Below are 26,373 nucleotides of genomic sequence, written 5' to 3'. Positions count from 1 at the left end.
TCACCTTTTATGCCGTCGGCGGCCGGGGAAATTAACAGGTGAGGTTATTGTGGATAACAGGAAGTGTTGCAGTCCATAATAGATTTTTAACATTATCGCTGCAAAAATTCGTACAGGTGAAGCCGATGGACCCGTTCTCCCGCTTTTCCCACTATTTTATGGCGGTCGCCCGCACCGGCAGCCTGCGCAAGGCGGCCGAGGTGCTGCACGTTTCCAGTTCCGCCATCAACCGGCAGATTCTGCTGGCGGAAGCGATGATGGAAACGCAGCTGTTTGAACGGCTGCCTGCCGGACTGCGACTGACCACCGCCGGCGAATTGCTTTACAGCGACCTGTGCCGCTGGAAAAAGGAGTATGCGCTCACTCGCCAGCGCTTCGACGACCTGCAGGGGCTGCGGCGCGGTCATGTGTCGGTGGCGATGATCGCCGCGTTAAGCGACGGGCCGCTGATACAGGCGCTGGCGACGGTAAGCCGCCAGTATCCTCACCTGACCTTCGATATTCATACCCATGAAAGCCACATTATTAACGGGCTGGTGGCGGAAGCAGAGGTGGATATCGGCCTGTTGCTCGACCCGCTGGAAAGCCGGGGCATTGAAGTGCGCGCCTTCACCGAAATCCCCATCGGCGCGGTGATGCGCCCTGACCATCCACTGGCTAGTGAGCGGGCGCTCACTGTCAGCCAACTGGCCGCCGACCGACAACTGTTACCCGCCGCACCGCTGATGGTGCATGAGCGTACCGAAGGGCTGTACCACCGGCATAACCTGACCCCGGCGCAACACATGGTGTGCAACGACCTGCGGGTGATGAAGTCGCTGGTGCGTCAGGGTGTGGGAGTCGGCGTGCTGAGTCTGCTGGATGTTTATAGCGAAGTGCGCGAGGGGTCGCTGGCGTTCGTGCCCTTCACCCATCAGGCGGTGCGGCCGCTGACCCTGGCGCTGTGTGTTGCTCCCAGCCGCCAGTTGTCGCGTGCTGCACAATTAGTGATTACTCACTTTACTCAGGCGATCGAACAACTGGATGCAGAGACAACCGGGCGGCATTCCCCTTCACCGACGTAACGCCGTCCAGGTGTGCCACACCGATGGCGCCGCAATTGCACCACATTCACAATGACACCACCCCCGCAATTGCACCATAAAAGTGCAATACGTTGCGCCACTGTGAGCCGGTTGTATGCGCCAGACTACACCGGTTTCTGAGCTGTCGGTCGAATTACGGCTGGCATGTTAGTTGCAAGTGGGTTGCAAAAAGAAAAATCCTATCCTGTGAAACCGGCGTGACAACAGGGAATTTGCGCCGCATTGCGTCAATACAACCGAACAAGGAGCGACGATGATCACGTTAGAACAGTTTAATCTGCTCAGTGTCAGCGAAGCGGTGGCGCTGCTAACGCCGTGCGTGACCCTGCCCGGCTGGGCAAAGCAGGTCACCGCCGGCCGTCCCTACGGCAACCGCGCGGCGTTGCTGGCGGCCGGATTACAGGCCACGCAAGGCTGGCAGGAAGAAGAACTGGCTCAGGCGCTGCGCACGCACCCGCGCATCGGCGAGCCGGCGCACGGCCCGACGCCGGAGGCCGGCCTATCGCGTCAGGAACAGGCGGCGGTACGGTCCAACGATAACACGCTGACCAACGCATTACGGGCGGGCAACGCCCGTTACGAATCCCACTTTGGCCGGGTGTTTCTGATTCGCGCCAAAGGCCGCAGCGGCGAAGAAATCCTGCATATTCTGCACCGCCGGCTACAAAACACACCCCAGCAGGAAACGGCGGAAGCGCTGGAACAGTTGCGCCAGATTACCCTGCTCAGACTGGAAGGAACTATCGGCGAATGAGTACCCTCAGCACCCACATTCTGGACACGGCGCTGGGCCAGCCGGCGGCGGGCGTCCAGGTCCTGCTGGAGCGACGAGTGCACGACAGCTGGCAACCCGTGGCGCAGCATCAGACCAACGATGACGGCCGCATCGCCAGCTTCACGCCCGACCCGCTGCCCGCCGGTCACTACCGCCTGACGGCCGACATCGGCCGTTGGTTTGCCGCCGGCAACCGGGAAGCGCTGTACGTGAGCGCGCAGATTGACGTGCGGCTGGGCGACGCCGGGCATTACCACCTGCCGTTTCTGATTTCGCCCTGGTCGTGGTCTACCTATCGCGGCAGTTGATCGGACGGCGTCGGGGACGACGCGTCGCGATAGAAATAGTCGACGAACGTGGTCACATCCTGCTGGAACAGGTGCATATGATCGCGGATTTTCTCGTCCGGCCAGTCCCACCAGCTTAGTTGCTCCAGTTTTTCCGCCACCGCCGGGTCTTCAAAGCGCGGGCGCAGCACCCGCGCCGGGTTGCCGACCACCACCGTCCAGGCCGGTACCGGCTTGGTCACGATGCTGCCCGCGCCGACGATAGCGCCGTTGCCGATGGTCACGCCCGGCAGCACGATGGCGCCGTGGCCGATCCAGACATCATGGCCGATCACGACCTCATCCTGCTGACGCCAGGTGAAAATCTCCTCGTCCACCGCCGCCGGATTATCACTCAGGCGGTATTTACCGGGGCGATAGGTGAAATGATGCAGCGTCGGCCGCCACCACGGGTGGTTGCTGGGATTGACCCGCACATGCGAGGCGATCGAGGTAAATTTGCCGATACGGGTAAACATCAGGTCGCAGTCATTCATGATGTAGCTGTAATCACCCAGCGAGACATGGTTGAGCACGGTTCGTTCAGCCACTTCCGTCCAGCGCCCCAATTCGATATGGTGGGCTTTTACATCACTGGCAAGGCGGGGTTCCGGGCTGAGCACCGGCGATGGCGGTTGAGGACGCATAATCGGTTTTCCTGGTGCGGTGAAGTTAATGAAGAAATGGCGTCAGCAAGCGTGACGAAGCCAAAAACTCATCCTGTCACTGGCCGATGACAGCAGCATGTCAGGCCCGGCGCGATTAAGATCCGCTTACAACTTCATGACTGTGTGAAATTTACCCGTCATCAAAGTGCGCCTAACCTAGGCGAACATATGTCGATACCCCAAATAATTCGGGCTGATGCAAGACCCGGCAAGAACCGCATCACGCAGCCCCCTCCTGCCATCTGCAGCATGAAGGGCATATCAATCACCAACCACTCGGAGGAATCATGAACCCGTTACGCCGCCGCTTTGTCTTACAACTGCCGCTGCTGGCTTACGGTATGTCGTTGTTCGCCAACGCCAGAGCCGACGACACGTTCAGCACGATGCGCCCATCCGGTTCCCTGGTGCCCACGCCGCGCGATATCGGCGGTAAATTCAATCCCGACGGCAGCGTCAGGCGCTTCCCCGGCAACACCATTATTTCCCACATCCCGCTGGCATCTACCGCCTCGGATGCCTTTACGGCGGTGCGCGATACGCTCAGGCAACAGGATTTCAGCCACTGCCTGGCCTTCACCCCACCCTCCAGTTACCACATGACGGTGTTTGAAGGCGTGACCGAATCCAAACGCAAACTGCCATTCTGGCCGGCCGACTTGCCGACCGACGCGCCGCTGCAAGCCTGCACCAGTCATCTGGTACGCAAGCTGGCGGGATTCGATCTGCAGGCCACGCCGCCGTTTAAACTGCGCATCACCGATTTCAACGCCCGACAGGACTCCGGCGCCACGCTACGCCTGACGCCGCTGGACGACAACGAGGAACGCAAGTTACGCACCCTGCGGGATCGGCTGTCCGAACGGCTGGCGATCCGCGCGCCGGACCACGATAACTATGGCTTTCACGTCACGCTGGCCTATCTGGTGCGCTGGATGACGGAAGAGGAATCGCAAGCGTATCTGCAAGCCCAGCAGGCGTGCCTGCGTTATTTGCAACAACAGGTGCCGGTGCTGGAACTGGGCGTGCCGGAATTCTGCGTCTTCAACGACATGTTCGCGTTCGATACCCAGTTGAAAGTCGGTCAGCCGGTCACCACCGTGCCCTTGACCGTCTGACAGACGTTAATAACGCATTGTCGGGAGAGATTGTTGACGTCGCAGCGCGGCGCTCCGCGGAGTAGTGGTTTGCCGCGCGCCATAAAAAAACCCCTTCAGACACGCTGAAGGGGGTCGGGTCGCCTGAAAGTTCAGGTTAATGCATGAGGGTAACAGCCCGAAAGTGGCCGGTCAGGCCACAGGATGGAATAAGGTTCGGACCTATCAAGCCTGGGTTCTGATCAAATAATCAAACGCGCTCAGCGAGGCTTTGGCCCCTTCGCCGGTGGCGATAATGATCTGCTTGTAAGGCACGGTGGTGCAGTCGCCCGCCGCAAACACGCCTTTCACGCTGGTTTCGCAGCGGGCATCGATCTCGATTTCACCGATACGGTTGCGCTCAACCGCGCCTTCCAGCCAGCCGGTGTTGGGCAGCAGGCCGATCTGCACGAAAATCCCTTCCAGCGCCAGCTTGTGAACGCTGTCAGTAGCGCGATCTTTGTACTGCAGGCCGGTGACTTTCTGACCGTCGCCCAGCACTTCGGTGGTCTGAGCATTCACGATCACATCCACGTTCGGCAGGCTGCGCAGTTTGTCCTGCAACACCGAGTCCGCTTTCAGTTCCGGCGCGAACTCCAGCAGGGTAACGTGTTTCACCACGCCCGCCAGGTCGATGGCCGCTTCCACGCCGGAGTTGCCGCCGCCGATCACCGCCACGTGCTTGCCTTTGAACAGCGGGCCGTCGCAGTGCGGGCAGTAGGTCACGCCGCGGGTGCGGTACTGATCTTCGCCCGGCACGTTCATGTTGCGCCAGCGCGCGCCGGTGGCAATGATGATGCTGCGGGATTTCAGCACCGCGCCGGAGACGGTTTCAATCTGGTGCGGTTGACCCGGTTCGGAAGCTGGAATCAGTTTCTGCGCGCTTTGCAGATCGATAACGTCGACATCGTAGTCGTCCACGTGGGTTTTCAGCGCGGTCGCCAGTTTGGCGCCTTCGGTCTTCGGCACCGAAATGTAGTTTTCGATATCGACGGTATCCAGAATCTGGCCGCCGAAACGCTCGCCCATCAGACCGGTGCGGATCCCCTTACGGGCCGCGTACACGGCGGCGGCGGCGCCCGCCGGGCCGCTGCCGACGATCAGCACGTCATACACCGGGCGGCTATTCAGTTTGTCGACCACGCGGGCGTTGGCGCCGGTGTCGACCTTGCCGACGATTTCCCCCAGGCTCATGCGGCCCTGGCTGAAGTGTTCGCCGTTCAGGAATACCGTGGGCACGCCCATGATATTGCGGTCTTTGATCTCATCCTGAAACACGCCGCCGTCAATCGCGGTGTGGGTGACGTTCGGGTTCAGAACGGACATTAAATTCAGCGCCTGCACCACATCCGGACAGTTGTGGCAGGTCAGCGAGTAATAGGTTTCAAAGTGGAATTTACCGTCCAGACTGCGAATTTGATCGAGTAATTCTTTCGCTTCTTTCGACGGGTGACCACCGGTCTGCAACAGCGCCAGCACCAGCGACGTAAATTCATGCCCCATCGGCGCACCGGCAAAACGCGGCCCGTTGGCCGATCCCGGATTGGTTATCAGGAACGAAGGCTTACGCACCGGCAGATCGTTATTTTCAAAGAAACTGACTTTGTCGGACAACCCGGCGATTTCGGTCAGCAGTTCCCGAACTTCAGCGGATTTGGCTGAGTCGTCCAGCGTCGCCACTAACTCAACAGGTTTGGTTAATTTTTCCAGATAGGCTTTCAACTGGAGCTGCATATTATTGTCGAGCATAGATTATCCTTGGCGTTGGCGTAAAAAATCGGGTGCAGCGCACCCGATAAAAACATCAGAGGGAGAGTCGGACTTAGATTTTGCCAACCAGGTCCAAAGACGGCGCCAGCGTGGCATCGCCTTCTTTCCATTTGGCCGGGCACACTTCACCTGGGTGAGACGCCACGTACTGAGCGGCTTTCACTTTACGCAGCAGGTCGGACGCGTCGCGGCCGATGCCTTCCGCCGTGATTTCCACCGCCTGGATGATGCCTTCCGGGTCAACGATGAAGGTGCCGCGGTCAGCCAGACCCTGGTCTTCACGCAGGTTTTCGAAGTTGCGGGTCAGCTGGCAGGTCGGGTCGCCGATCATCGCGTATTTGATTTTAGCGATGGTGTCGGAGCTGCTGTGCCAGGCTTTGTGAGTAAAGTGGGTGTCGGTGGACACAGAGTAGATGTCTACGCCGATTTTCTGGAATTCATCATAGAAATCCGCTACGTCGCCCAGTTCGGTCGGGCAGACAAACGTAAAGTCAGCCGGATAGAAGAAGAACACGCTCCATTTGCCTTCAATGTTTTTCTCGGTCACTTCGATGAATTGACCCTCTTTGAAAGCCTGATTTTTAAACGGTTTAACTTTAGTATTGATAACGGACATCTCGGTTTCCTCATGTGTTCCAATGTGTTTGGCTTGAGATGTAAGGTACAAAAATGTGATGTATGTCGCTAATGCGTTGTCTTTATCAAATCGATAAGCAATACCTAACGTTTTGCCAGCAGGGCAATCACGAAAGCGCCCCCCAACCCGGCGGTCACAATCCCCACCGGCAGTTCCTGCGACGGCAGCAGTACCCGGCTGAGGGTATCGCCGCCGCACAGCAGCGCCGCCCCCAGCAAGCCGCACAGCGGCACCAGCCGCCGGTGACGCGCCCCAGCCAGCGGGCGGCACAAATGCGGCACCATCAGCCCGACAAACCCGATCACGCCGGTCAGCGACACCAACAGTGCCGTCGCCAACGCGCAGCACAGAAACACCTCTACCCGCAACCGATTGACGTGAACCCCCAGCGACGCCGCCGTCTGTTCCCCGGCCAGCAGGCTATCCAGCGCCCGCCAGCGCGCCAACAGTAACCCGAGCAGCAATAGCAGGCTGCATAACGCCACCGGCAGATTCTCCCAGCGCGCCAGCCCCAGCCCGCCCAGCGACCAGAACAGCACCGAACTGGCGGCGCGCTGGTCGCCGGAAAACACCAGATAGCTGGTGAGCGCGCCAAACAGAAACGAAATAGCCAACCCGCAGATCACCAGGTGCTCCGCCTGCCGCCCCTGTCGCAGGAAAAACAGCGCCATCACCGCCAGCGCCGAACAAATACCGCCGCCAAACGCCGCCACCGGCAGCGTGAACGCGCCGAACCACTCGCCGAAACGGGTGATCACCAGCACCGCGCCCGCCGACGCGCCGGAGGACAAGCCGAACAGGAACGGATCCGCCAGATCGTTGCGGGTGGTGGTTTGCAGCAACGCGCCGACCATCGCCAGCCCGGCGCCGGTGATCGCCGCCAGCAGGGTGCGCGGCAGTCGCAGTTCCATGACGATGCGGCGCACGCTGTCCGGCGCGTCGCCGTGATTCGGCGCCAGCGCCGCCAGCACCTGCGCCAGCGGAATACGAATCGCGCCCACCGCGGTGCTGAACAGCATCATCGCCAGGAGCAGAGTCAATACCAGCAGGCAGATCAGCGCATAATGACGGCGCGCCCTCATTGCGCCGCGGCCGGATAAAGCGCGTGCGCGAGCTTTTCAATCGCGGTGATATTGGCCGGCCCCGGCGTCAGCTCGGCGTATTGCAGCTTCAGGTAACGCTGATGTTTCACCGCCGGGGTATGTTTCATCAGCGGGTGGGACGCCAGAAAATGCTGCAAGGCCGCCGCGCCGCCGCCGTTCTGGTAATCCAGCAAAATGATCAGATCCGGCTCCGCCGCCGACACCGTTTCCCAGGAGGTGGTGGCCCAGCTCGCCGCCATACCGTCCATCACATTACGCCCGCCGGCCGCGTCGATAATGGCGGTCGGCATGGCGTAAACGCCGCTGGTAAAGGGTTTATCCTCGCCGGAGTCATAGACGAATACCTTGAGCGGCGCCTGACCCGACGGCGGTTTAGGCACCGCCGCCAGCCGCGCCTTCCACTGCTCCACCAGCGCCTGCGCCTGTTCCGCGCGGCCGAAAATTTGCCCCAGCGTCAGCACGTCGCCGTACAGCAAATCCATATCGGCGCGCGGGCGATGGCGGTCTTCGAAAATACAGCTTTCGCTCAGCACCAGCGTTTTGACGCCGTATTTCGCCAGCGTGTCCGGCGTGACTTCGCCGCCTACTTTCATGCCGTAGTTCCAGCCGGCGAAGAAAAAGTCCGGGTTGGCGCCCAGCAGGGTTTCCAGCGACGGGTATTTCGGCGACAGCTCCGGAATCGCCCCCATTTGCCGGCGAAATTCCGGCGTCATCTTGTACCAGCCGCTAATACCGGTCAGGCCGACGATCTGCGGTTGCAGATGCAGCGCGAACGCCATTTCGGACATGTTGAGATCGTTGATGACGGCGCGCTGCGGCGCCTGGGTGAAGGTCAGCGGCTTGCCGCAACTCTGCACGGTAACCGGAAACCCCGATGCCTGCGCCGTCATGGCGCTAAATCCCAGCAGCAGGCTAATCAGCCCGACAGAACCGTTGAATGGCGACGCGCCGCCGAATGATATTTTCATAGACTTCCTCTGGTGGTAAATGCACACGCGCCCGCGGGCACGTCAAACAAGCGGAACGGGAGGCCGGTTTGCGGATGGGGAACCGTGAAGCTGTGAATGCCAAACACCGGATACAGGCAATCGCTGGCAAGCGCCCGGGACGGCGCGTCCCAACACACCTGCCGACCCCGGCACAGCACCAGCACCCGGTCGGCGAACGGTTCCACCAGCGACAGATCGTGTAATACCGCCACCACGGCGATGCCGTGCTGTCGCACCAGCGCCAGCAGCGCCGCCCGCCCGAGCGGATCCAGATGGTTGGTCGGCTCGTCCAGCAGCAGCACATCCGGGCGCTGCGCCAGCGCGCGCGCCAGAAACGCCCGCTGGCGTTCGCCGCCGGACAACGCCGCCAGACTGCGCTGCCGTAATGGCGACAAGCCGGTCTCATCCAGCACCTGCTTAACCGTGGCCTGTTGTGCCGACAGCGACAGCACATCCGCATGCGGCAGGCAGCCGAGCGACACGTACTCCTCCACCGTTAACGTCAGGCTAGGGGAGTCATGCTGGCTCATCAGCGCGATACGTCGCGCCCGTTGCGCCCGGGACAGCTGCGCCAGCGGCTTATCACCCAGCCAGATACATCCGCCTGCCGGCGGCGGGTCATGCAGCAACGCGCGCAACAGCGTGGATTTGCCGCTGCCGTTGGGGCCGACAACCGCCAGGCATTCCCCGCTCCCGACCGTAAAATGAATATCGGTGAGCAACGGCTGACCGGCGGAATGCGCCACATTCAGATGTTCTACCCGCAGATGTTCTACCCGCAATAAAGGCGGCATGGCCTGCCACATTTGAGCGCACCTCTCGAATTAAATATGTTATGTTATAACATAACATATTGGAGGTTTAAAAAAGAACCCCAAAAACGTCATCAAACCTGCCGCCGGATACGCCCGGCATAACCGTCATGAACGCTTACAAACTGTACGATTGTGGGACGAGAACGAGGGATGCGAAGCGAGAAAGGTTATGTTATAACAAGCCGTCATTATTCCTTCGCAACATGATTTGCGTTGCAACCCACAGGCGGTCTGTCATGAAACTCAGGATGTCGCTGGTTTTTCTCTCATTTGCAGCAGCCAACGCTTCGGCGTTTCAGGCCAAACTGGCGCCGGTCAATCCGGATGACGCCATGAAACTGGCGCAGGTGGAAACGGCGTTCAGTAACGGTCACGTCGCTACCGGCCAGAAAGTCAGTCAGTTAGGGATCTGCGATGCGACGTCGGTCAGCGGTTGCAACTGCCCGTTCTGCACCCAGTTGAGAAGCATCGGTCGTTAACTATCAGCGCCAGCCGCCGTGTTCGTTTTGCAAAGCGCTATCCGCCTGAACGCCGGGTCGGCTATATCGTCGTTATAAACCGGCATCGCTGGCACGCAACGATCGTTCCACCAGCGCCACCCACACCTGAACGCCGTTGGCGATAATCTCATCGTTAAAATCGTATTCTGCATTGTGCAGCGAAGCCGATGGCGATGCGCCGTCCGCGCCCAGCCAGAAATAAGCGCCGGGACAAGCCTGCAACAGGTAAGAGAAATCTTCCGCCGCCATTGAGGGTGGCTGATTCCAGTGCACCCGCGCAGCGCCCAGCGCCGCGATCGCCGCCTCGCGCACCGTTCCGGCCGCTTCGGGCTGGTTCTGCGTTACCGGATAACCCGTGCGCCAGTGCAACTCGCTTTGTACCCCCATCGGCTGCGGCACCGCCTGCACATACTCGCCAATCAGTTGCCGCGCCCGCTCACGCGTGTCCGCCGTCAGGCAACGCAACGTGCCCGCCAGCGTGACCTGACCCGGAATAGCGTTGACGGCCTCTCCACCTTCAATGCGGGTGATGCTGATCACCGCCTGTTCCAGCGGCGACAACCGGCGGGCGGTAATGGTCTGCAACGCCAGAATCAACTGGGCGGCAGCCACGATCGGATCGGTACCGCGCTCCGGCATCGCGGCATGGCATCCCACGCCGGTCAGGATAATGCGGAAGCTGTCCTGCGAAGCCATCATCGGAGCGGGGTTAACCGCCACCTCGCCCGCCGCCAGACCCGGCCAGTTGTGCAGCGCATAGATCGCCTGCATCGGGAAACGTTCGAACAACCCTTCCCGCACCATCATTTTGCCGCCGCCGGCATTCTCCTCCGCCGGTTGGAACACAAAATGCACCGTACCGCGAAAGCGGCGGGTTTCGCTCAGATAGCGCGCTGCCGCCAGCAGCATCGCGGTGTGGCCATCGTGCCCGCAGGCGTGCATGCAGCCGTCGGTACGAGAACGGTGGGAAAAAGCGTTCAGTTCCTGAATCGGCAGCGCGTCCATGTCTGCCCGCAGGCCGATAGCCGGCCCGTCGCCGTGGCGCAGCGTCCCGACGACGCCGGTCTGCGCCATCCCCTGATGCACGTCCAGCCCAAAAGACGCCAGCAGTTCGGCCACCCGCGCCGAGGTGCGATGCTCGCGCAGGCCGATTTCCGGGTGAGCATGAAAGTCTCGCCGCCATTCGATGGCCTGCTCAATAATGTGCCGTGGGATCTCCGTCATCAGGCGTTCCTCACGTCATGTCCGCGTCACAACAGCAAGCGCCGTCAGACGCGATAACCCCGGCAATCAACCGCTCAGACCCGTGACATAACCTCATATTTCCTCCCAGCCGCCGACGATAAGTGAACAGATTACGTCCACTCATCATAGGAGGCGGAAAAGGCGACAGCGAATCACATTTCATCATGAGTTATAATGAAATCAATATAAGGCGCGGATAATTAATTCCCCCAAAGAATAAAAATAACGTCTTGAAAAAATCACCCCGACGTTATTTCCGCCCTCTTGCGGGTCTATTCCGGCAAATGTGAATCGATAAAAAACGGGGCAATAATCAGATAGCCGATGAAGTCATTTTGACTCAACAGGCGGAGATTTCTGATCGGCGGCCAGGGTTTTACTATGACTGGTATGGGAATAATTAACCGGTAAATATCGCAGCCCTTCGCCGGGCAACCGGAATTGATTGGCGCCGGACTGAAACTCCTACTGCAACCGCCGCAGAAAGCGGAAGCCTTGCCGCTGACTTTCGGCAATCAGCGTCGCCAGCGCGCCCGGCAATGCCCCAACACGCACAATCCGCACGCTCACGCCAGTTCCCGCGTTCGCGCCAGCACCACGCTCAGCGGCAGATGGGCTTCGTACTGCTGCCATAACTGCTGATACCAGCCTTCATCGCCCTGCGCGCGGTGAATAGAGAGAATCGTGTGATCGCACTGGCGGGTCGCGACGTCGTACAACCTCGGGTCACCCTGCGTCAGCACCGCCAGCAAGCGGCGCATCTCCACCATGTACGGGCGGGCGAACACCGGGTCATGTTCCAGCACACTGCGGCTGTTATCAATTAGATCGCACAGCTTGATGCTCTGTGCCTCCGGGCAGGCGACCGCGCAGTGCAGCAAATTGGCGTTCTTGCGATGAATGCGCTCGCCGCCGGCTTGCCGGGTGCGCACATCGGTCAGCATTTCCACATAACGCGCCACCGGCGCGCCAAACAATTCGGCCACCAGCTCCAGCGTCACGCCGGTATCTTCCACCGTATCGTGCAGCCAGGCGGCGGCAATCATTTCCGGCGACGGGTCAATCTGCATCAACAGGGTAACCACCGCCGCCGGATGAACAATATAGGGCTCGCCGGTATATTTCCGTTTCTGCTCGCAGGCGGCATGCGCCGCGGTGGCGAAGATCCTGGCTCGTTCAGTGAGTGTCATTTTCTCGCTCCTTAAATGGAGTCAATGCCTATCGCAGTGCATTCGCGGCGTCATCACAACAACCATGTTGCAGCCCCTGATACACAAGGCACAGCGATCATGATGCTGGAAAACGCCATCAGGCTACGGCTAGCTTATTATTTAAGAATAAACTATTTTTTATTGAAGAATAGACTCCGGGGTGTGAACTCGAAAAATAGGTGGTAGTACACGTCTTGCTCGTTGCACTCAAGCGCGATTGATAGCCCGGCGCTCACCCTCAGACAGTGCCCTCGCCACCATGCGAGCGGCGACTCAGGCGCCACCGGCACGTGTCATTGTTCCCGCCTATACAGCCCGGCCATTCGGCTTGCTGCGGTTTCGCTCACCTGTTTTTTTCGCCGGCATTGTTCCGGTGATTTTTCGTCCTATTTACCCATCGCCAGAAATAAATATCAGTAGAATTATTTTCACCTTTTTATTTTTATATTTAAAACGCAGTTAATAAATATAAAATTGACATCAATGACTAATTATTAGAACGTAGCGACTGCCATTCTAGTTCTCACCTCTGGGGAGTGGCGTTCGTCGACAGAAAATAACCATCTATTATCGGCAGGCATTACTGTCTCTACCGAAAAAACGCTCTGCCATGGTCTGGTTGAGCCATAAAATAGCCAGCATGGACAGGCATAACCTATTTTCTGTCGGTCAATTCATCTCATATTGGGAGTTATTTATATGAAACGGAAATCAGTTTTCACACGCCTCGCTCTGGGCGGCGCACTTCTGGCGGCTTCACTTTCTCAGGCGGCCATCGCGGCAGGCAGCTACACCTCCAGCGTGGTGTTGCCCACCGTATATACCCGTAATTTCCTCGACATCGCTGATGTCCCGGTTAAGGGTAATCCGCCGGCCACCGGTGCGATTACCTACGTAAGCTGGACCTGGAATGTGGCAGGGTTTCCCGATGGCCTGAATGTTTATCTGTGTCAGGGCAGCACCAGTAATTGTGTTGATGTTTCCCGCACAAGAAGAATGTCAACCGAAGTATTTAAAGGCAAAAGCCCGGCGCTGCCGTTCTTCTTTGCAATGCGCGTATTAAGTGGCGGAAAAATACCGGTTTCCGGCCAGCAGGCGCAAATCATCGTGAACTGGCAATAAGTATTCAAGCCGCAGGGAAGCATGTCGCTTCCCTGTTTTATCCTTAATCAATCCAAAGTAAATAATAAAATAAAAAATAAATAACAACCTATGTTAATCAGGTTTCAAAAATATAAATTATTCGACTGAAACATCCAGAGATCGCCCCAAATACCCTCAACCGGAATAAACGCGGAAACGCTCCCCAAAAAGCGTGATATCGCCAATCCCTCCCACGCGGTTAAGCAAAGGTAAATACTGTTTTACGCGTTCGTATCAAAAAAAGGTCTGGTAATAAGATATAAATAAAGCATCTTGTTTTTTAACCATGCAAAGTGAAAGGTTAACGCCATATCCCTTTTACTGAGAGTAACGACCATGACCACACTGGCGATTTTCCACCGTCCTCACCTCGAATATCCCACTCAGCAGTTCGAGGAATTCGACCAGATTGCCGCCCTGCTGGCGGCGGCGGGCCTGCAACTGGAGCGCTGGCACACCGGCGATACCCCCGCCGACGTTGACGGCGACGCATTGCTGGCGCGTTTTCGTCAGGATATAGACCGACTCAGCCAGCGCGAGGGCTATACCTCGGCGGACGTCATCAGCCTGACGCCGGCGCACCCGGACCGGGCGGCGTTGCGGGAGAAATTTTTGCAGGAGCACACCCACAGCGAAGATGAAGTGCGTTTCTTTGTACGCGGCAGCGGCACCTTTTTCGTCCCGGCGGGCGAACAGGTGTATCGCCTCACCTGCCAGGCCGGCGACCTGTTGCGGGTGCCCGCCAATACCCCGCACTGGTTCGATAGCGGCGAGTTTCCCGATTTCACCGCCATTCGCATTTTTACCAATCCGTCCGGCTGGGTCGGGCATTTCACCGGCCGCCCGACGTTTCACTAAAGGAAAACGGGTAGCCCAAGGCTACCCGTTAACGGCCTTTCACCTTTGTAACTCAGAAGGTTTCCCAGCCGTCGTTGCTGCTTTTCGCTTTCTTCGCGCCGGGGAGCGTTTTGGGCAACGCCGCCGACGAAGAAGCCGGACGGGCCCCGATGCTGATGGCCGGACGGCGTTCCGCGCCGTCGATGCGAAACGCCGACACGGCTTCATTCAGCCCGGCGGCCTGTTCAGCCAGCGACGCGGCGGCAGCGGTAGCCTGCTCCACCAGCGCGGCGTTCTGCTGGGTAACATTATCGATAGAGTTAATCGCCTGCCCGACCTGATCGATGCCTTTGCTCTGCTCCTGCGACGCCACCGAAATCTCCGCCATGATATCCGTCACGCTGGTCACGGCGTTGACGATATCCTGCATGGTTTCCCCGGCGCGGCTGACCTGACCGGAGCCGGTTTCCACCAGCGCCACGGATTCGGTGATCAGCCCTTCGATCTCTTTGGCGGCCTGGGCGCTGCGCTGCGCCAGCGAACGCACCTCGCCGGCTACCACCGCAAAGCCGCGGCCCTGTTCGCCGGCACGCGCCGCTTCCACCGCGGCGTTAAGCGCCAGAATGTTGGTCTGGAAAGCGATGCCGTTGATGATATTAGTGATTTCGGAAATCTTCTTCGAACTCTGGTGGATGTTGCCCATGGTTTTCACCACGCCTTCCACCAGTTCGCCGCCCTGACGCGCCTTGCCGGAGGCGTTGCCGGCCAGTTGGCTGGCGTGGTTGGCGTTGTCGGCGTTATGGCGCACGGTAGAGGTCAGCTCTTCCATACTGGAGGCGGTTTGCTCCAGCGCCGACGCCTGCTCTTCGGTGCGGGAAGAGAGATCGCTGTTGCCGGCGGAAATTTCGGTAATGCCCTGATAAATGGCATCTACCCCGTGACGTACATTGCTGACGGTGCGCGCCAGCGACTGCTGCATGTTCTGCAGATAGTGCCCCAGTTGACCGATTTCGCCCCGTCCCCACTGCGCCAGCGGCATGGTGAGATCGCCCGCGGCGATATGTTCAATACGTTCAACCAGCGAACGCATCGGTTTGATGATCACCCGGCGCAGACACAGGTAGGTAAACAGCGACACCAGCACCGCCACCACAAAGCTGGCGGCCATCACGCTGTAACCCAGCACCGACTCCTGCTGCGCCTCGTTGTTGAGCGCTTCCGCCCGCTGGGTGCGAATCGCCACCACTTTCAGCAACACCTCGTTATAGGCCAGATCGAGCTTACGGGTCTGTTTCCATTCGGTAGCCACCACATCGTCGTAACGACCGGCTTTCACCGCATCCAGCATAGGCCTGACGCCATTATTGACGTAGTCGTTGTAGCGCTGTTGCAGCGCGTCATCCAGCGCCAGATCGGCCGAGGTTTTCACTTCACGATTCTGGTAGGCGGCAAAGCTGTCCGCCGACTGCTTCAGGCGGCCCTCCGCCTGCTGGATGCTGCTGGTGGCGGTGTCTTTATCGCCCTCTTTGGCGGCGGCGGCGGCCTGAATCAGCATCAGGCGAGCGGTACGTAAATGGTTGGAACTGTTGGAAACCCCCAGCCGGACCTGAATTTCCGCCGTCACGTCGTTAAGGGAGCTGTTGCTGCGCATCAGAAAATGGACCGAAAAACCAATCGCCAGCGCAAACAGAATCAGGATAACGCCGATAATCGAGCTAAACATCGGCATCAGCCGCCAGTTGTGCCAGAAACTCACACCGGACGACGAAGGAGGCAGAGTAGTTGTATTCATCATTTTTTCCTTTAAGAGGGCACGTGGTCGCTGAATTTATACAAAACATTACATTAGTTATCGGCGTGTTAACGTCGGAGATTAATCTGTTCAGCGGGAAAAAAACCGGAGAAAAGCCGCATTCGTGGAATACGGAGATGAAGACATTAATAACAATTAATTGATTTAAAATGAGAAAATAAAAACACTACAAAGTATATGGAAAAACCGCCGGCAATAGCAGATTAAAATTAAGGCGGTTGCCCAAGTCATAACACATCAGAAAACATGAAATATTACATCCGGATACAATGTTACCCTCAGATACCGTGTTGTCGCCGGATAACCGGCCGGGAGAGAGGCCGTCAGCCATCCCTCTAACCGACTATGTTTTAATCGTCTGTGTCCGGGTCAAGATTGAATGCCCGAAAACGCTCGGCGTAAGCGCCCTCCCGTTCGGCAAATCGCAACGCGCGGGCGCGCTCCACCACGATCTCGTCGGCCTCCGGCTGCTGCGACAGCAAGGCCAGCGTTTCATCAATAAAGTCCGGCAACGGCATGGCGCGCGGGTCATAACCCCATTCGCCCTGCAATCCGGTCTGCACCCAGGGCGGAATAATTTCGATGACCTGCACCGGCGTCTGACGCAACTGACAGCGCAGCGCATCGGTATAGGCATGCAGCGCCGCCTTGCTGGCGCAGTAAGTCGGGGTAATCGCCTGCGGCAGAAACGCCAGTTCCGACGTTACATTCAGCACAGCCGCGTGCGGCTGACGCAGCAAATGAGGTATTAACGCGCCGGTCAGCCACAACGGCCCCAGCAAATTGGTCGATACCGTGTCGCTGATAAGTTGCGGATCCGGCTGGGTAAGATCTTCGCGCCGCTGAATACCGGCGTTATTGATCAACACATTGAGCGCCGGATAATCCCGCGTCAACTGACCGACAAAAGCGCTGATAGCCTCAGGATCACGCTGATCCAGTACCCGCCAGACCATGCCGGGAAAGGCGGCGGCGGCCTGTCGCAGCGTCGCCTCGCGCCGCCCAGCGATGATCACCTGGTTGCCGCGCTGGTGAAACGCCGCCGCCAGCCCCAGCCCGATGCCCGAGCCGCCGCCGGTAATCAGGATCGTGTTGCCGGTCATCTTCATGTTCGTCGCTCCCTGTTGTCGTGACGTCAATGGCATCCTGTTCAGTCAAACAGAAACGTGGTGATATCGCTTTCCCGCAATTGGTAGGTTCCCGAGAAACGACGCCCCGCCAGATAATCTGGCGACAGCTCGGTCAGCAACTGCAACGTGAAGGTCTGCTGTACGGTATCCAGCCCGACCATGCGGACATCCAGAAAATCGAAGTAACGTTTTACCTGTGGATACAATGCCTTGTACAGGCTCTCTTTGGCGGAAAAACTCAGCGTCAGCATACTGGCGAAGCTGATGGGGTTGTGGGAATGCAGCCAGTCATACTCAATCTCATCGGCGATGCCGGGCCACAGGTTATTGGCGCGCTCGGCGTTCATCCGGGTTTCGATATCCAGCCCGACGCAAGTGCGGCCGTGGCGGCATTGATGCGCGGCGCACAGCACACTGTCGACGTTGTGGCTGAGCGATCCGACGATACGCTCCGGCCACTGCGGCGAGCGATCGGCCGCGCTGGCCAGCACATAGTCATTCACCCCCAACCGGGACAACACCATTTTTGCCAGATAACGCCCCGCCAGGTACTCCGCCCGACGTTTCGGCACCGAGCGCGTGATTTCCGCCGGGACGGTAATGCCGGCCTGGAAAAATAGATCATCGCGGTACGCCGACAGGTCGAAATAACAACGCGCGCAATGCCCTGGGTAGGTGGTTTCATTCCCGGCCTGATGGACGGTCAACCATTCGATATTTTTGATAAATGAAGAAAGCATGTCACTGCACTCTGCAACCGGGTGTGAACCGTCCACTATCAGGCTCTCCGGTAAATAAGACGATGTATCGCCGACTGAACGTGAACGCATCCGGCGAAACAGCGACCGCCGTTACGCCAGCGCCAGAAAGAAACCGGCGATGCTGGCGCTCATCAGGTTCCCGCCGCCACCGCCTTCAGCCCGAAACGGGCAATGTCCTGACAACGATGCGAAGCCACGCTGCTCAACCCGCCAATCAAAAACGCCAGCGGCGAGAAAACCCAGCCCGGCATCCGCTCCATCGACAACTGGCAGTCATTGAACCCGTCGTCGATGCCGTCAAGGATACCGTAAAGTAAAGCAATTAATGCAATAAACGCCAGTAGTATGGCGGCATCAAGCGGATTGATGCGGCTCCGGCGACTGCAATCCCGGAAACAGCCGCAGGGTATTGGCGAGAATAGCGCCCGCAATAACCTGCGGCCATTCCGGACGTAATTCGCACAGCGTTTCGAACACCGAAGTAATGCGCTCCGGACGATTCGGCTGCCCCTGAAACCCGCACACCGGCATATCCGGCGCATCGGTCTCCAACAGCAACCGGTCGAGCGGCAGTCGCGCAATCGCCTGCCGAGTCTTGTTGGCGCGCGGATAGGTAATAGTGCCGCCCACGCCGATGTAGTAGCCAAGGCGGATAAACGTCATGGCCTGATCGTAGCTGCCGGCAAAACCATGCACTACGCCGGTACAGGGAACCGGATAACGACGCAGTATTTGCGCCAGTTGATCGTGACTGCGACGGGAATGGAGGATAACCGGTAGATCGCGCCGGGCCGCCAGCTTAAGCTGCGCGCCCAGAAACGCTTTCTGCCGTTCGAATTGCGGTTCCGGCATGTAGAGATCCAGACCGATCTCGCCCACCGCCACCAGGCGGGGATGCGGCCGCTCCAGCAAAGACGCCAGTTCGGCCAGATGGGCGTCCTGATGCCCGGCGATATACAGCGGATGCAGCCCCAGCGCGGCGTACAGGGCAGGCCAGCGCTGACTGAGTTCCAGCACCCGCCCAAAATGTTCGGCGGCCACGGCCGGCACAATCAGGCGCTGCACGCCCGCCTGCGCCGCCCGCGTCAGGCTGTCCGCGTCATCCTCGGCGAACAGGGGGAAATCAAAGTGGCAATGAGTGTCGATAAACCCGACGCTCGCTGCCTGCGCGCGTTCGGGCTCCCCGGCCGCCATCGCGTCATCGGATAAAGAGTGGGTGGGCAACGGTTATCCCTCAGTGCAGACTGTCATGCTCCGAGGATACCTTGTCCTGCTCTTTTCCGTAATATTCCTGCATCACACCGGCCAGAAAACCGTGGTTTCCCGACACCCAGGCGCCGTCGCTGTCAAAGCACTCGGCCCACAGCTCCCACAGACACCCCTTCCACTGCTTCCATCTGCCGATGGCGACATCCAGATTCATCATGATGACCCCCAGAACAGGACAAAGGTCGAACAAAAAAACAGCATGGACAGTGTGGCGGAAAAATATGACAGCCGTATGGCTTCAGCGTCAGACCAGCTATCGGCGCCGCCGCCCCATAAACAGGCTGAGCAGGAACAGGATAATCCCCACCACAAAGACGATTTTGGCCGCGGCGGCGGCAGTACCGGCGAGGCCGCCGAACCCGAAAGCGGCGGCAATGACCGCAATAATCAGAAAGAGAATGCCCCAGCGAAACATCAGACCTCCTTGCGAGCGAACAGGCGAGGGGTGCCGCCTACCAGTACGTCCTGCACCGAGTGTACTGGTAGGCGGCGTCCCCAGTCAGAAAGGGAGTAACGGTGGCGGAAGCCGTGCCGCCGATTCGCCGCCGGAGCTCCCGGCGGCGACGCGCATCAGGATTTCACCGTCAGCGCGTTCTTGACGCTTTTGACGCCGCTTACGGCTTTAGCGATGGCTTCCGCCCGATCGGCCTGCGCCTGACTCGTCACCTGACCGGTCAGCAGCACCACGCCGTCGTGGGTTTCAACCTTAACGTGACGGGAGGGAACAATGTCATCCGCCAGCAGTTTGGCCTTGATGGTGCTGGTGGTGAGGGTGTCGTCGGCATACGCGCCGACCGACTGCACGCCGCTGTCATCCTTCACCTGCAATTTATCACTGACCGACTTGACCCCTTCGGTCTGGGCGGCGATTTTCACCGCGCCGGTTGCCATCTGCTGGCTGCTGATAAAACCGCTGAGCGTCACCACGCCATCGCGGGTGGAAACGGAAATGTCATTGCTGTCGAGCGTTTCATCTTTCAGCAGCGCGCTTTTCACTCTGGCGGTGAGGGTGCTGTCATCCACAAAGCCCGCGGCCTGCTGTACGGAACTATCGATTTTTTTACCGGCGGTATCTGCGATACGCTGCGCCTGCTGCACCAGCGTTTGCTGTTCAGCCTGCGCCTGACCGCCCGTCAGTACCGCACCCAGAACCACCGTCGCCAGCGAAAATGCAAATTTAGTCGAAAGTGCAATCTTGGTCTTTTTCATCGATACCTTCCTTATCGTTATTGCCTGTTTCACAACAGGTTTACCCATCAGCCCGGAGCGATCCGTCATGATTCTTCAGATTATATCGTTAACCAAACGTATAAAATCAACACAACAAACCACTACGAAATCCAATGGTAGTTAAATAAACCAAATACGTAACACACCGTTAACTATAGCTAATGAGAGTGAAAAGCCCAGCGCAGAGCGGCCGGCAGGTGGTGATTTCAGATTTGTCCGTGGCGGAAAAAACACCGGGAAGGCAGCGACAATATATTGATCGTTAAGGAATAAGTAGAAAGCAGCCCACTCCGGACGGAGTGGGCGGTAAACCGGCGATTAATGCTCGCGGGTTTTATGGAACCGTACGTCAGGATAACGTTCCTGCGCCAGGTTGAGGTTAACCATGGTCGGCGCCACATAGGCCAGATTGTCGCCGCCATCAAGCGCCAGATGCTGTTCGTTCTTACGCTTGAACTCCTCGAATTTCTTCACGTCGCCGCACTCGACCCAACGGGCCGTGGAGACGTTCACCGACTCGTACACCGCTTCCACGTTGTATTCGGTTTTCAGGCGCGCCACCACTACGTCAAACTGCAGCACCCCAACCGCCCCCACGATCAGATCGTTGTTGATCAGCGGACGGAACACCTGCACCGCGCCCTCTTCGGAAAGCTGCACCAGCCCTTTCAACAGCTGTTTCTGCTTGAGCGGGTCACGCAGGCGGATACGACGGAACAGTTCCGGCGCAAAGTTCGGAATACCGGTGAATTTCAGCTCTTCGCCCTGAGTAAAGGTATCGCCGATCTGGATCGTACCGTGGTTGTGCAAGCCGATGATGTCGCCCGGATAGGCTTCTTCCACGTGGGAACGGTCGCCCGCCATGAAGGTCAGCGCGTCGGAGATCACCACGTCTTTGCCGGTGCGCACCTGACGCAGTTTCATGCCTTTATCGTACCGGCCGGACACCACGCGCATGAACGCCACGCGGTCGCGGTGTTTCGGGTCCATATTGGCCTGAATCTTGAACACAAAGCCGCTGAACTTCTCTTCGTCGGCGCTGACCACGCGCGCGTCGGTCTTACGCGGCATCGGCGCAGGCGCCCATGCCACCAGCCCATCCAGCATATGGTCTACGCCGAAGTTGCCCAGCGCGGTGCCGAAGAACACCGGCGTCAATTCGCCGTTCAGGAACGCGTCCTGTTCAAACTCGTGGGAAGCGCCTTTTACCAGTTCCAGCTCATCGCGCAACTGCGCGGCCAGATCCTCGCCCACCGCCTGATCGAGTTCCGGATTATCCAGCCCTTTGACGATGCGCACGGCCTGAATGGTGTGGCCCATGCCGCTCTGATAAAGATAGGTTTCATCCTTGTAGAGGTGATAGACGCCCTTGAACAGCTTACCGCAGCCGATCGGCCAGGTAATCGGCGCACAGGCGATGTTCAGCTCGCTTTCCACTTCATCCAGCAGCTCCATCGGGTCGCGGATGTCGCGGTCGAGCTTGTTCATAAAAGTCAGGATCGGCGTGTCGCGCAGACGGGTGACTTCCATCAGCTTACGAGTCCGATCCTCAACGCCCTTGGCGGCGTCGATCACCATCAGGCAGCAGTCGACGGCGGTCAGCGTACGGTAGGTATCTTCGGAGAAGTCTTCGTGCCCCGGCGTATCCAGCAGGTTGACCAGGCATTCATGGTAAGGGAACTGCATCACCGAGGTAGTAATCGAGATACCACGCTGCTTTTCCATTTCCATCCAGTCGGATTTAGCGTGCTGACTGGAGCCGCGTCCTTTCACCGTACCGGCGACCTGAATCGCCTGTCCGAACAGCAGCACCTTTTCCGTGATGGTGGTTTTACCGGCGTCGGGGTGAGAGATAATGGCGAATGTCCGGCGTTTCGAGACTTCGCGTGCGTATTCACTTGGAGACATGTTATTCAGGCTTCTTAATAGTTAGCCGCCCGACACGCGCATCGCACGCCGTATCAGGCAAGGCGGAAAATACAGACATCAAGCTGTCTAATGCCAATCAGTTAAACCATCAGCACACGCAGTCAGCGCAGCCGCATGGCTGAGAGATTCCATTAAGCACTTTTACACGCGTTTTCCCCCACACAGGCTTAAGTGACAGGCATAAATAGCGACAGACATAAATAAGCCGTCCATTTTCCCCGATTTGCCAGCCCGGCACAATCAATCATAACGTAAACACGATCGACCATAACGCAAACACAGTCGGTGATAACGCAAACAGCGCATTAGGCACGTCGCCTGATAATAACATTCAGAAACATTTGTAAAGATCTGTTTTACACTTACCGATAACAGACGGGTTAACGCTTATCATAATTAAGGAGAGAGCATGAGCCTGTCTGTCGACAATACGGGTTATAGCAGTTCTCAGACCCAGATTAACGCCCCATCCGCCGACGCTTCGCCCAACGGCGATCCGGTAAAAATCGATCCTCTGACCGGAAAAACGATTGAACTCCCTACCAGCATCAAAGTATCCGAAGAAACGCTGGCGCGCTGGCGCAGCGCCACGCCGCTGAACGAAACACTGAGTAAAGAAGAACAGGAAAAACTGACGCTCACCATTCGCGATCTGCGCAACGATGTGATTACGCGCACCGCCTCCGGCGTCAGTCTGAACAACCCGCTGTTTAGCGACCCCATCACGTCCAGCGACGGCCTGACGTTTAGCAGTTGGGCCAATAACATCAAAGCCGACAGCGGCATCAGCAAGGAAGACCTCCTGACGCTGGTGCACGATGTGCTGGCCTACGGCTTCGCCGAGCAGCAAAGCAATATCACCAGCGCCATGCAACTGCGCGTGAAAACAGCCGAGCTGACCGCGATCAAAGACAAGTATCTGGACAGCGGCTACCAGCAGCAGGCGGAAGCGGCCATCAACAGTTACGTCAATCAGAAAATCAGCGATGAAGACACTGTCGGCAAGGCGCTGATGGAAGGGGAATACCGCATTGGCATCGAAGTAGGCGATGCCGCTCGCGCGGTGTGGGCGCAAAGCCAGCTACAGAAATACGACGCCGGCACCAGCGACTTGCAGGTTAAACGCCAGCAAATCTTTGCGCTGGCGAGCAGCGGCAACGTTGACGGCTGGTTCGACAGTTTCAGCCACTACCTGCAAACCTCGTCCTACGGCAGCGACTGGGAACAGCAGAACATTGATGCGTTGCAGAACCAGTGGCAGCAGTTCCGCCAGCGTCTGGGGTAATGCGCATCACGCTATTAACACCCACGCCGCATAATAACATTTAGCAACATTTGTAAAGATCTGATTTACACTTACCGATAACAGACAGGCTAACGCTTAATTGCATTTAAGGAGAGAGTATGAGCTTGTCTGTTATCAATACGGGTTATAGCAATTCTCAAACCCAAAACGTCGCCACGTCAGCCGCCGATACAGCCGACGACAATACGATAAAACCCATTACCGGTGGAGAAATAGCGGAATCCACCACCATCCAGTTGTCCGAAGAAGCGCGGGCGCACCTGCGCGACCTTATCAGCAAGGCAAACACCAAGTACGCACAGCAAGGCTCGTCCCTCGAAGAGGAACTGGCAAAACAGCTGCGCGAGTTCAGAGAGGCCAACGCGATTAATCCGGGCAATCCCGGCGATCCGACGCAGTCAGTCAATCTGGTTGGTACGCCAATCGTGATGATCCCGGGCGTGAATATGAACCACCCGCTGTTCACCGACCGTTTTCTGACCGACGAATCCGCGGTATTCGGCGTCTGGGCCAATAACCTCAAGGCCGATAGCGGCATCAGCAAAGATGATTTTCTCGATCTTGTTCACAGCGCCTTGTCTGATACCCCACTGCCCACCTGGAGCAGCGTCACCGACAACCTGGAGTTGCCGATCAAACAAGCTAAGCTGGAAGCGCTGAAAAACCGCTACATCGACAGCAATTACCAGCAGCAGGCCAGTCAGGATATTACGCAATACGTCAGTGACCGGATCGCCGCTTTCGACAGGATGGAGAAAGGCACGCTAGAAAGTGTATATCAATACAGTACCGACACCGGCGATACCCAACGGGCAGAGGCGGCACAGCGCGAGTTGCAGAAAAACAGTGAGGGTATCTCGACCAGTCAACTGGAACGCAAGAAGGTGTTTGCGCTGACCGAATCCGGCAGCGTCGATAGCTGGTTCGATCAGTTCCGCAATTATGTATCCAGAACCTTCGCCGACCCTTACACCAAAAGCGACTATCTGTCGGCCATCGGCCAGTTCCAGGCGCAATGGCAACAGTTCCAGCTACAGCTGGGATAACCGGCGCCCTGCAGCGCAATCCGGGACCGATTATCAAGGAGCGATTATCAAGGACCGATTGTGCTGCATTTCCCGACGGCGGATGGAAAAAACCGCCCCAACTTCTTATGCTGCTACTCCTCGGCTTTACCATCGCACCCACCTGCAGAGGATATGGCTATGCAAGACTGGAACCCCGAGCTTTACCTGCGCTTTGCCGGCGAACGTACCCGCCCCGCCCTTGAACTGTTATCCCGCATTCCCCATTCCGCCCCGGCCGCCATCACCGATCTGGGCTGCGGCCCCGGCAACAGTACCGAGCTATTGCATCAGGCCTGGCCGCAGGCGCGGGTCACCGGCGTGGATAACTCAAGCGCCATGCTGCAACAGGCGCGACAGCGTCTGCCGGGCTGCACGTTTCAGGAGGCGGATATCGCCAGTTGGCAGCCGGATACGCCGCAGGACATCATCTACGCCAACGCCTCGCTGCAATGGTTGCCGGATCATGACCAACTGCTGCCGGCACTGATCGATAAACTGGCGCCGGGCGGGGTGCTGGCGGTGCAAATGCCGGATACCCTCAGCCAGCCCACACATCAACTGATGCGCAAAATCGCCGCCGAAGGGCCGTGGTGGGAACGATTCGGTGATGTGGATCAGGTCAGGCAGGCGTTGCTCAGCACCGGGCAGTACTACGATCTGTTGGTCAGTCACGGCTGCGACGTGGATATCTGGCACACCACCTACTATCACGTGATGAGCGGGCCGCAGGCAATCATCGAGTGGTTGAAAGGCACCGGTCTACGCCCATTTCTGGCAGAACTGAACGAGCAGGAACAGCAGGATTTTCTGCAACAGTACCAGCTGTGCCTGCAAACGGCCTACCCGGCTCAGGCGGACGGCAACAGCCTGCTGACCTATCCGCGCCTGTTTATGGTGGCGACCAAACGCCAGTGATACGACAGCCCAACTCAGGGTTTGCGGGTCTGATCGCCATCCTGCGTGGACGGCTCATCGTCGTTAGCCGGTTCATCATCCTGCGCCGACGCGTTGGCCGTCAGCAAATAAGGAGACTGCTGCCAGCGGGAACGGCGATGCTGCAGCAGGGTGCGGGCCAAAATAATGCCGATGGCCAGCGCCATCAGAATCATCAATCGCAGGATATTGGTGGTGTTGTCGACCTGACGGGCTTCGGTCGCCAGCACGTGGGTATCCAGCGTGATGCGCAGAAAACCGATCGGCCCGTCCTTACTGTTGATCGGCTCCACCAGTTGGTGGTTGAAGTAGCTGCCGGCGCGGCTGCCATCCAGCGCCAGCCGGTCGCGCACCTCAATCTGTTCGCCGGCGCGCGCCACCAGCGTGCCGTCCTGCTGGTACAACGCGGCATCCAGAATACGGTTGTGGTCGGTGAGCTGTCGCAGCGTTTCCCCGATTCTGCCGCTGTTGTCGCTGTTGCTTTCCATCAGCGGCGTCAGACTGAACGCCACCTGCTTCACCAGCGTGCGCGCCAGTTCTTCCACCTGCTCGGAACGGGCCATTTGATGACTGAGGCTGAAATAGGACGCGCCCTGCAGCAACACCACCAGCAGAGCCAGACAGATCAGCACAATGGCCGTACGATGTAAGCGAAATTTTATCCGGGCCCGAACCATGGGAATACCTGCGCGATT

At 58.2% G+C, this 26,373-nt stretch carries 27 protein-coding genes and 1 pseudogene; 10 read left to right on the top strand and 18 right to left on the bottom strand.

The window, feature by feature from the left end; genetic code table 11:
• Positions 1-125: 125 nt before the first annotated feature.
• The 3 genes from DXX3274_RS03115 (at position 126) to uraH (ending at position 2,168) form a co-directional block, all read left to right on the top strand.
• A complete protein-coding gene (locus DXX3274_RS03115; protein ID WP_042858520.1) occupies positions 126-1,064 on the top strand; it encodes a LysR family transcriptional regulator in 939 nt (312 codons plus the stop codon).
• Positions 1,065-1,338: 274 nt separating this feature from the next.
• Entirely contained in the window at positions 1,339-1,839 is a 501-nt protein-coding gene (gene uraD, locus DXX3274_RS03110) for a 2-oxo-4-hydroxy-4-carboxy-5-ureidoimidazoline decarboxylase (RefSeq protein WP_038662683.1), read from the top strand.
• Positions 1,836-2,168 carry a hydroxyisourate hydrolase gene (gene uraH / locus DXX3274_RS03105; RefSeq protein WP_042858519.1) on the top strand — a complete coding sequence of 111 codons (333 nt, stop codon included), beginning with the start codon at positions 1,836-1,838 and terminating at the stop codon, positions 2,166-2,168. Before uraD ends, uraH begins: the two co-directional genes overlap by 4 nt.
• Here the strand turns inward: uraH and DXX3274_RS03100 are convergent.
• Positions 2,153-2,833, bottom strand: coding sequence for a DapH/DapD/GlmU-related protein (locus DXX3274_RS03100; protein WP_042858517.1), 681 nt, complete (start codon positions 2,831-2,833; stop codon positions 2,153-2,155). The genes uraH and DXX3274_RS03100 overlap by 16 nt on opposite strands.
• A 308-nt stretch (positions 2,834-3,141) precedes the next feature.
• Between DXX3274_RS03100 and DXX3274_RS03095 the strand changes: the two genes are divergently transcribed.
• Entirely contained in the window at positions 3,142-3,972 is an 831-nt protein-coding gene (locus DXX3274_RS03095) for a DUF1868 domain-containing protein (protein WP_042858516.1), read from the top strand.
• A 204-nt stretch (positions 3,973-4,176) separates the two neighbouring features.
• Here the strand turns inward: DXX3274_RS03095 and ahpF are convergent, their stop codons facing one another.
• From ahpF to DXX3274_RS03070, 5 genes are all read right to left on the bottom strand, one after another.
• Positions 4,177-5,739, bottom strand: a complete 1,563-nt coding sequence (gene ahpF / locus DXX3274_RS03090; RefSeq protein ID WP_042858515.1) for an alkyl hydroperoxide reductase subunit F — start codon at positions 5,737-5,739, stop codon at positions 4,177-4,179.
• A gap of 73 nt (positions 5,740-5,812) precedes the next feature.
• On the bottom strand, positions 5,813-6,376 hold the full coding sequence (gene ahpC / locus DXX3274_RS03085) for an alkyl hydroperoxide reductase subunit C (protein ID WP_038917722.1): 564 nt from the start codon (positions 6,374-6,376) through the stop codon (positions 5,813-5,815).
• Positions 6,377-6,480: 104 nt separating this feature from the next.
• The gene (locus DXX3274_RS03080; RefSeq protein WP_042858513.1) at positions 6,481-7,479 is read right to left on the bottom strand and encodes an iron ABC transporter permease; all 999 of its coding nucleotides are present in this window, start codon (positions 7,477-7,479) and stop codon (positions 6,481-6,483) included.
• Positions 7,476-8,468 carry an ABC transporter substrate-binding protein gene (locus tag DXX3274_RS03075; protein WP_050569795.1) on the bottom strand — a complete coding sequence of 331 codons (993 nt, stop codon included), beginning with the start codon at positions 8,466-8,468 and terminating at the stop codon, positions 7,476-7,478. The genes DXX3274_RS03080 and DXX3274_RS03075 overlap by 4 nt, the downstream gene beginning before the upstream one ends.
• Positions 8,465-9,295: an ABC transporter ATP-binding protein gene (locus DXX3274_RS03070; protein ID WP_042858511.1), complete on the bottom strand. Its 831-nt coding sequence runs from the start codon at positions 9,293-9,295 to the stop codon at positions 8,465-8,467. Before DXX3274_RS03070 ends, DXX3274_RS03075 begins: the two co-directional genes overlap by 4 nt.
• 245 nt (positions 9,296-9,540) lie before the next feature.
• Between DXX3274_RS03070 and DXX3274_RS03065 the strand changes: the two genes are divergently transcribed.
• The gene (locus DXX3274_RS03065; protein WP_042858509.1) at positions 9,541-9,783 is read left to right on the top strand and encodes a hypothetical protein; all 243 of its coding nucleotides are present in this window, start codon (positions 9,541-9,543) and stop codon (positions 9,781-9,783) included.
• A 72-nt stretch (positions 9,784-9,855) separates the two neighbouring features.
• Here the strand turns inward: DXX3274_RS03065 and DXX3274_RS03060 are convergent, their stop codons facing one another.
• Positions 9,856-11,028, bottom strand: a complete 1,173-nt coding sequence (locus DXX3274_RS03060) for a M20 aminoacylase family protein (RefSeq protein ID WP_042858508.1) — start codon at positions 11,026-11,028, stop codon at positions 9,856-9,858.
• 587 nt (positions 11,029-11,615) lie between these two features.
• Complete coding sequence (locus DXX3274_RS03055; protein WP_042858507.1) at positions 11,616-12,239, bottom strand: HD domain-containing protein; 624 nt, start codon at positions 12,237-12,239, stop codon at positions 11,616-11,618.
• 720 nt (positions 12,240-12,959) lie between these two features.
• Here DXX3274_RS03055 and DXX3274_RS03050 point away from each other — a divergent pair.
• Positions 12,960-13,382 (top strand): flagellar protein FlhE, encoded by a 423-nt coding sequence (locus DXX3274_RS03050; RefSeq protein WP_042858506.1) that lies wholly within the window; start codon positions 12,960-12,962, stop codon positions 13,380-13,382.
• 357 nt (positions 13,383-13,739) lie between these two features.
• The gene (locus tag DXX3274_RS03045) at positions 13,740-14,261 is read left to right on the top strand and encodes an acireductone dioxygenase (RefSeq protein ID WP_039692620.1); all 522 of its coding nucleotides are present in this window, start codon (positions 13,740-13,742) and stop codon (positions 14,259-14,261) included.
• 52 nt (positions 14,262-14,313) lie between these two features.
• Here the strand turns inward: DXX3274_RS03045 and DXX3274_RS03040 are convergent, their stop codons facing one another.
• The 9 genes and pseudogenes from DXX3274_RS03040 to prfC form a co-directional block, all read right to left on the bottom strand.
• A complete protein-coding gene (locus tag DXX3274_RS03040; RefSeq protein ID WP_042858504.1) occupies positions 14,314-16,032 on the bottom strand; it encodes a methyl-accepting chemotaxis protein in 1,719 nt (572 codons plus the stop codon).
• Positions 16,033-16,403: 371 nt separating this feature from the next.
• Positions 16,404-17,162, bottom strand: coding sequence for an SDR family oxidoreductase (locus tag DXX3274_RS03035; RefSeq protein WP_042858503.1), 759 nt, complete (start codon positions 17,160-17,162; stop codon positions 16,404-16,406).
• A gap of 41 nt (positions 17,163-17,203) precedes the next feature.
• Positions 17,204-17,923: a 4'-phosphopantetheinyl transferase gene (locus DXX3274_RS03030; protein ID WP_042858501.1), complete on the bottom strand. Its 720-nt coding sequence runs from the start codon at positions 17,921-17,923 to the stop codon at positions 17,204-17,206.
• A gap of 111 nt (positions 17,924-18,034) precedes the next feature.
• Positions 18,035-18,294, bottom strand: a pseudogene (locus DXX3274_RS24130) (nucleoside transporter C-terminal domain-containing protein); the annotation flags it as partial.
• 4 nt (positions 18,295-18,298) lie between these two features.
• Positions 18,299-19,138, bottom strand: a complete 840-nt coding sequence (locus DXX3274_RS24125) for a TatD family hydrolase (protein WP_050569794.1) — start codon at positions 19,136-19,138, stop codon at positions 18,299-18,301.
• 40 nt (positions 19,139-19,178) lie between these two features.
• Positions 19,179-19,367 (bottom strand): stress response protein, encoded by a 189-nt coding sequence (locus tag DXX3274_RS03020; RefSeq protein ID WP_023637579.1) that lies wholly within the window; start codon positions 19,365-19,367, stop codon positions 19,179-19,181.
• A 99-nt stretch (positions 19,368-19,466) separates the two neighbouring features.
• Positions 19,467-19,628, bottom strand: coding sequence for a DUF1328 domain-containing protein (locus tag DXX3274_RS22605; protein ID WP_071603900.1), 162 nt, complete (start codon positions 19,626-19,628; stop codon positions 19,467-19,469).
• A gap of 155 nt (positions 19,629-19,783) precedes the next feature.
• Entirely contained in the window at positions 19,784-20,422 is a 639-nt protein-coding gene (osmY, locus tag DXX3274_RS03015; RefSeq protein ID WP_042858500.1) for a molecular chaperone OsmY, read from the bottom strand.
• Positions 20,423-20,761: 339 nt separating this feature from the next.
• Complete coding sequence (prfC, locus tag DXX3274_RS03010) at positions 20,762-22,351, bottom strand: peptide chain release factor 3 (RefSeq protein ID WP_042858499.1); 1,590 nt, start codon at positions 22,349-22,351, stop codon at positions 20,762-20,764.
• A 430-nt stretch (positions 22,352-22,781) separates the two neighbouring features.
• Here prfC and DXX3274_RS03005 point away from each other — a divergent pair, with 430 nt between their 5' ends.
• From DXX3274_RS03005 to tam, 3 genes are all read left to right on the top strand, one after another.
• On the top strand, positions 22,782-23,657 hold the full coding sequence (locus tag DXX3274_RS03005; protein WP_042858497.1) for a hypothetical protein: 876 nt from the start codon (positions 22,782-22,784) through the stop codon (positions 23,655-23,657).
• 119 nt (positions 23,658-23,776) lie between these two features.
• On the top strand, positions 23,777-24,724 hold the full coding sequence (locus DXX3274_RS03000; RefSeq protein WP_042858496.1) for a hypothetical protein: 948 nt from the start codon (positions 23,777-23,779) through the stop codon (positions 24,722-24,724).
• A gap of 159 nt (positions 24,725-24,883) precedes the next feature.
• The gene (gene tam, locus DXX3274_RS02995; protein WP_042858494.1) at positions 24,884-25,660 is read left to right on the top strand and encodes a trans-aconitate 2-methyltransferase; all 777 of its coding nucleotides are present in this window, start codon (positions 24,884-24,886) and stop codon (positions 25,658-25,660) included.
• 14 nt (positions 25,661-25,674) lie between these two features.
• Here the strand turns inward: tam and DXX3274_RS02990 are convergent, their stop codons facing one another.
• Positions 25,675-26,355, bottom strand: a complete 681-nt coding sequence (locus tag DXX3274_RS02990; RefSeq protein ID WP_038917706.1) for a YtjB family periplasmic protein — start codon at positions 26,353-26,355, stop codon at positions 25,675-25,677.
• Positions 26,356-26,373: the final 18 nt, after the last annotated feature.

Source organism: Dickeya sp. NCPPB 3274, from assembly GCF_000406205.1.
In the GTDB taxonomy this organism is placed as follows: Bacteria; Pseudomonadota; Gammaproteobacteria; order Enterobacterales; family Enterobacteriaceae; genus Dickeya; species Dickeya fangzhongdai.
This window is presented reverse-complemented; position numbering and strand designations above follow the sequence as displayed.

Excerpts from the sequence above, each read along its gene's own strand:
- uraH (WP_042858519.1), top strand. The coding sequence starts at position 1,836 with ATGAGTACCCTCAGCACCCACATTCTGGACACGGCGCTGGGCCAGCCG.
- DXX3274_RS03030 (WP_042858501.1), bottom strand. The coding sequence starts at position 17,923 with ATGCTTTCTTCATTTATCAAAAATATCGAATGGTTGACCGTCCATCAG.
- tam (WP_042858494.1), top strand. The coding sequence starts at position 24,884 with ATGCAAGACTGGAACCCCGAGCTTTACCTGCGCTTTGCCGGCGAACGT.
- DXX3274_RS03080 (WP_042858513.1), bottom strand. The coding sequence starts at position 7,479 with ATGAGGGCGCGCCGTCATTATGCGCTGATCTGCCTGCTGGTATTGACT.
- DXX3274_RS03100 (WP_042858517.1), bottom strand. The coding sequence starts at position 2,833 with ATGCGTCCTCAACCGCCATCGCCGGTGCTCAGCCCGGAACCCCGCCTT.
- DXX3274_RS03115 (WP_042858520.1), top strand. The coding sequence starts at position 126 with ATGGACCCGTTCTCCCGCTTTTCCCACTATTTTATGGCGGTCGCCCGC.
- DXX3274_RS03045 (WP_039692620.1), top strand. The coding sequence starts at position 13,740 with ATGACCACACTGGCGATTTTCCACCGTCCTCACCTCGAATATCCCACT.
- prfC (WP_042858499.1), bottom strand. The coding sequence starts at position 22,351 with ATGTCTCCAAGTGAATACGCACGCGAAGTCTCGAAACGCCGGACATTC.
- ahpC (WP_038917722.1), bottom strand. The coding sequence starts at position 6,376 with ATGTCCGTTATCAATACTAAAGTTAAACCGTTTAAAAATCAGGCTTTC.
- DXX3274_RS03095 (WP_042858516.1), top strand. The coding sequence starts at position 3,142 with ATGAACCCGTTACGCCGCCGCTTTGTCTTACAACTGCCGCTGCTGGCT.
- DXX3274_RS03035 (WP_042858503.1), bottom strand. The coding sequence starts at position 17,162 with ATGAAGATGACCGGCAACACGATCCTGATTACCGGCGGCGGCTCGGGC.
- ahpF (WP_042858515.1), bottom strand. The coding sequence starts at position 5,739 with ATGCTCGACAATAATATGCAGCTCCAGTTGAAAGCCTATCTGGAAAAA.
- DXX3274_RS03070 (WP_042858511.1), bottom strand. The coding sequence starts at position 9,295 with ATGTGGCAGGCCATGCCGCCTTTATTGCGGGTAGAACATCTGCGGGTA.
- DXX3274_RS03040 (WP_042858504.1), bottom strand. The coding sequence starts at position 16,032 with ATGAATACAACTACTCTGCCTCCTTCGTCGTCCGGTGTGAGTTTCTGG.
- DXX3274_RS03005 (WP_042858497.1), top strand. The coding sequence starts at position 22,782 with ATGAGCCTGTCTGTCGACAATACGGGTTATAGCAGTTCTCAGACCCAG.
- osmY (WP_042858500.1), bottom strand. The coding sequence starts at position 20,422 with ATGAAAAAGACCAAGATTGCACTTTCGACTAAATTTGCATTTTCGCTG.
- DXX3274_RS03050 (WP_042858506.1), top strand. The coding sequence starts at position 12,960 with ATGAAACGGAAATCAGTTTTCACACGCCTCGCTCTGGGCGGCGCACTT.
- DXX3274_RS03055 (WP_042858507.1), bottom strand. The coding sequence starts at position 12,239 with ATGACACTCACTGAACGAGCCAGGATCTTCGCCACCGCGGCGCATGCC.
- DXX3274_RS03020 (WP_023637579.1), bottom strand. The coding sequence starts at position 19,367 with ATGAATCTGGATGTCGCCATCGGCAGATGGAAGCAGTGGAAGGGGTGT.
- DXX3274_RS03075 (WP_050569795.1), bottom strand. The coding sequence starts at position 8,468 with ATGAAAATATCATTCGGCGGCGCGTCGCCATTCAACGGTTCTGTCGGG.
- DXX3274_RS03065 (WP_042858509.1), top strand. The coding sequence starts at position 9,541 with ATGAAACTCAGGATGTCGCTGGTTTTTCTCTCATTTGCAGCAGCCAAC.
- DXX3274_RS03060 (WP_042858508.1), bottom strand. The coding sequence starts at position 11,028 with ATGACGGAGATCCCACGGCACATTATTGAGCAGGCCATCGAATGGCGG.
- DXX3274_RS24125 (WP_050569794.1), bottom strand. The coding sequence starts at position 19,138 with ATGGCGGCCGGGGAGCCCGAACGCGCGCAGGCAGCGAGCGTCGGGTTT.
- DXX3274_RS22605 (WP_071603900.1), bottom strand. The coding sequence starts at position 19,628 with ATGTTTCGCTGGGGCATTCTCTTTCTGATTATTGCGGTCATTGCCGCC.
- uraD (WP_038662683.1), top strand. The coding sequence starts at position 1,339 with ATGATCACGTTAGAACAGTTTAATCTGCTCAGTGTCAGCGAAGCGGTG.
- DXX3274_RS02990 (WP_038917706.1), bottom strand. The coding sequence starts at position 26,355 with ATGGTTCGGGCCCGGATAAAATTTCGCTTACATCGTACGGCCATTGTG.
- DXX3274_RS03000 (WP_042858496.1), top strand. The coding sequence starts at position 23,777 with ATGAGCTTGTCTGTTATCAATACGGGTTATAGCAATTCTCAAACCCAA.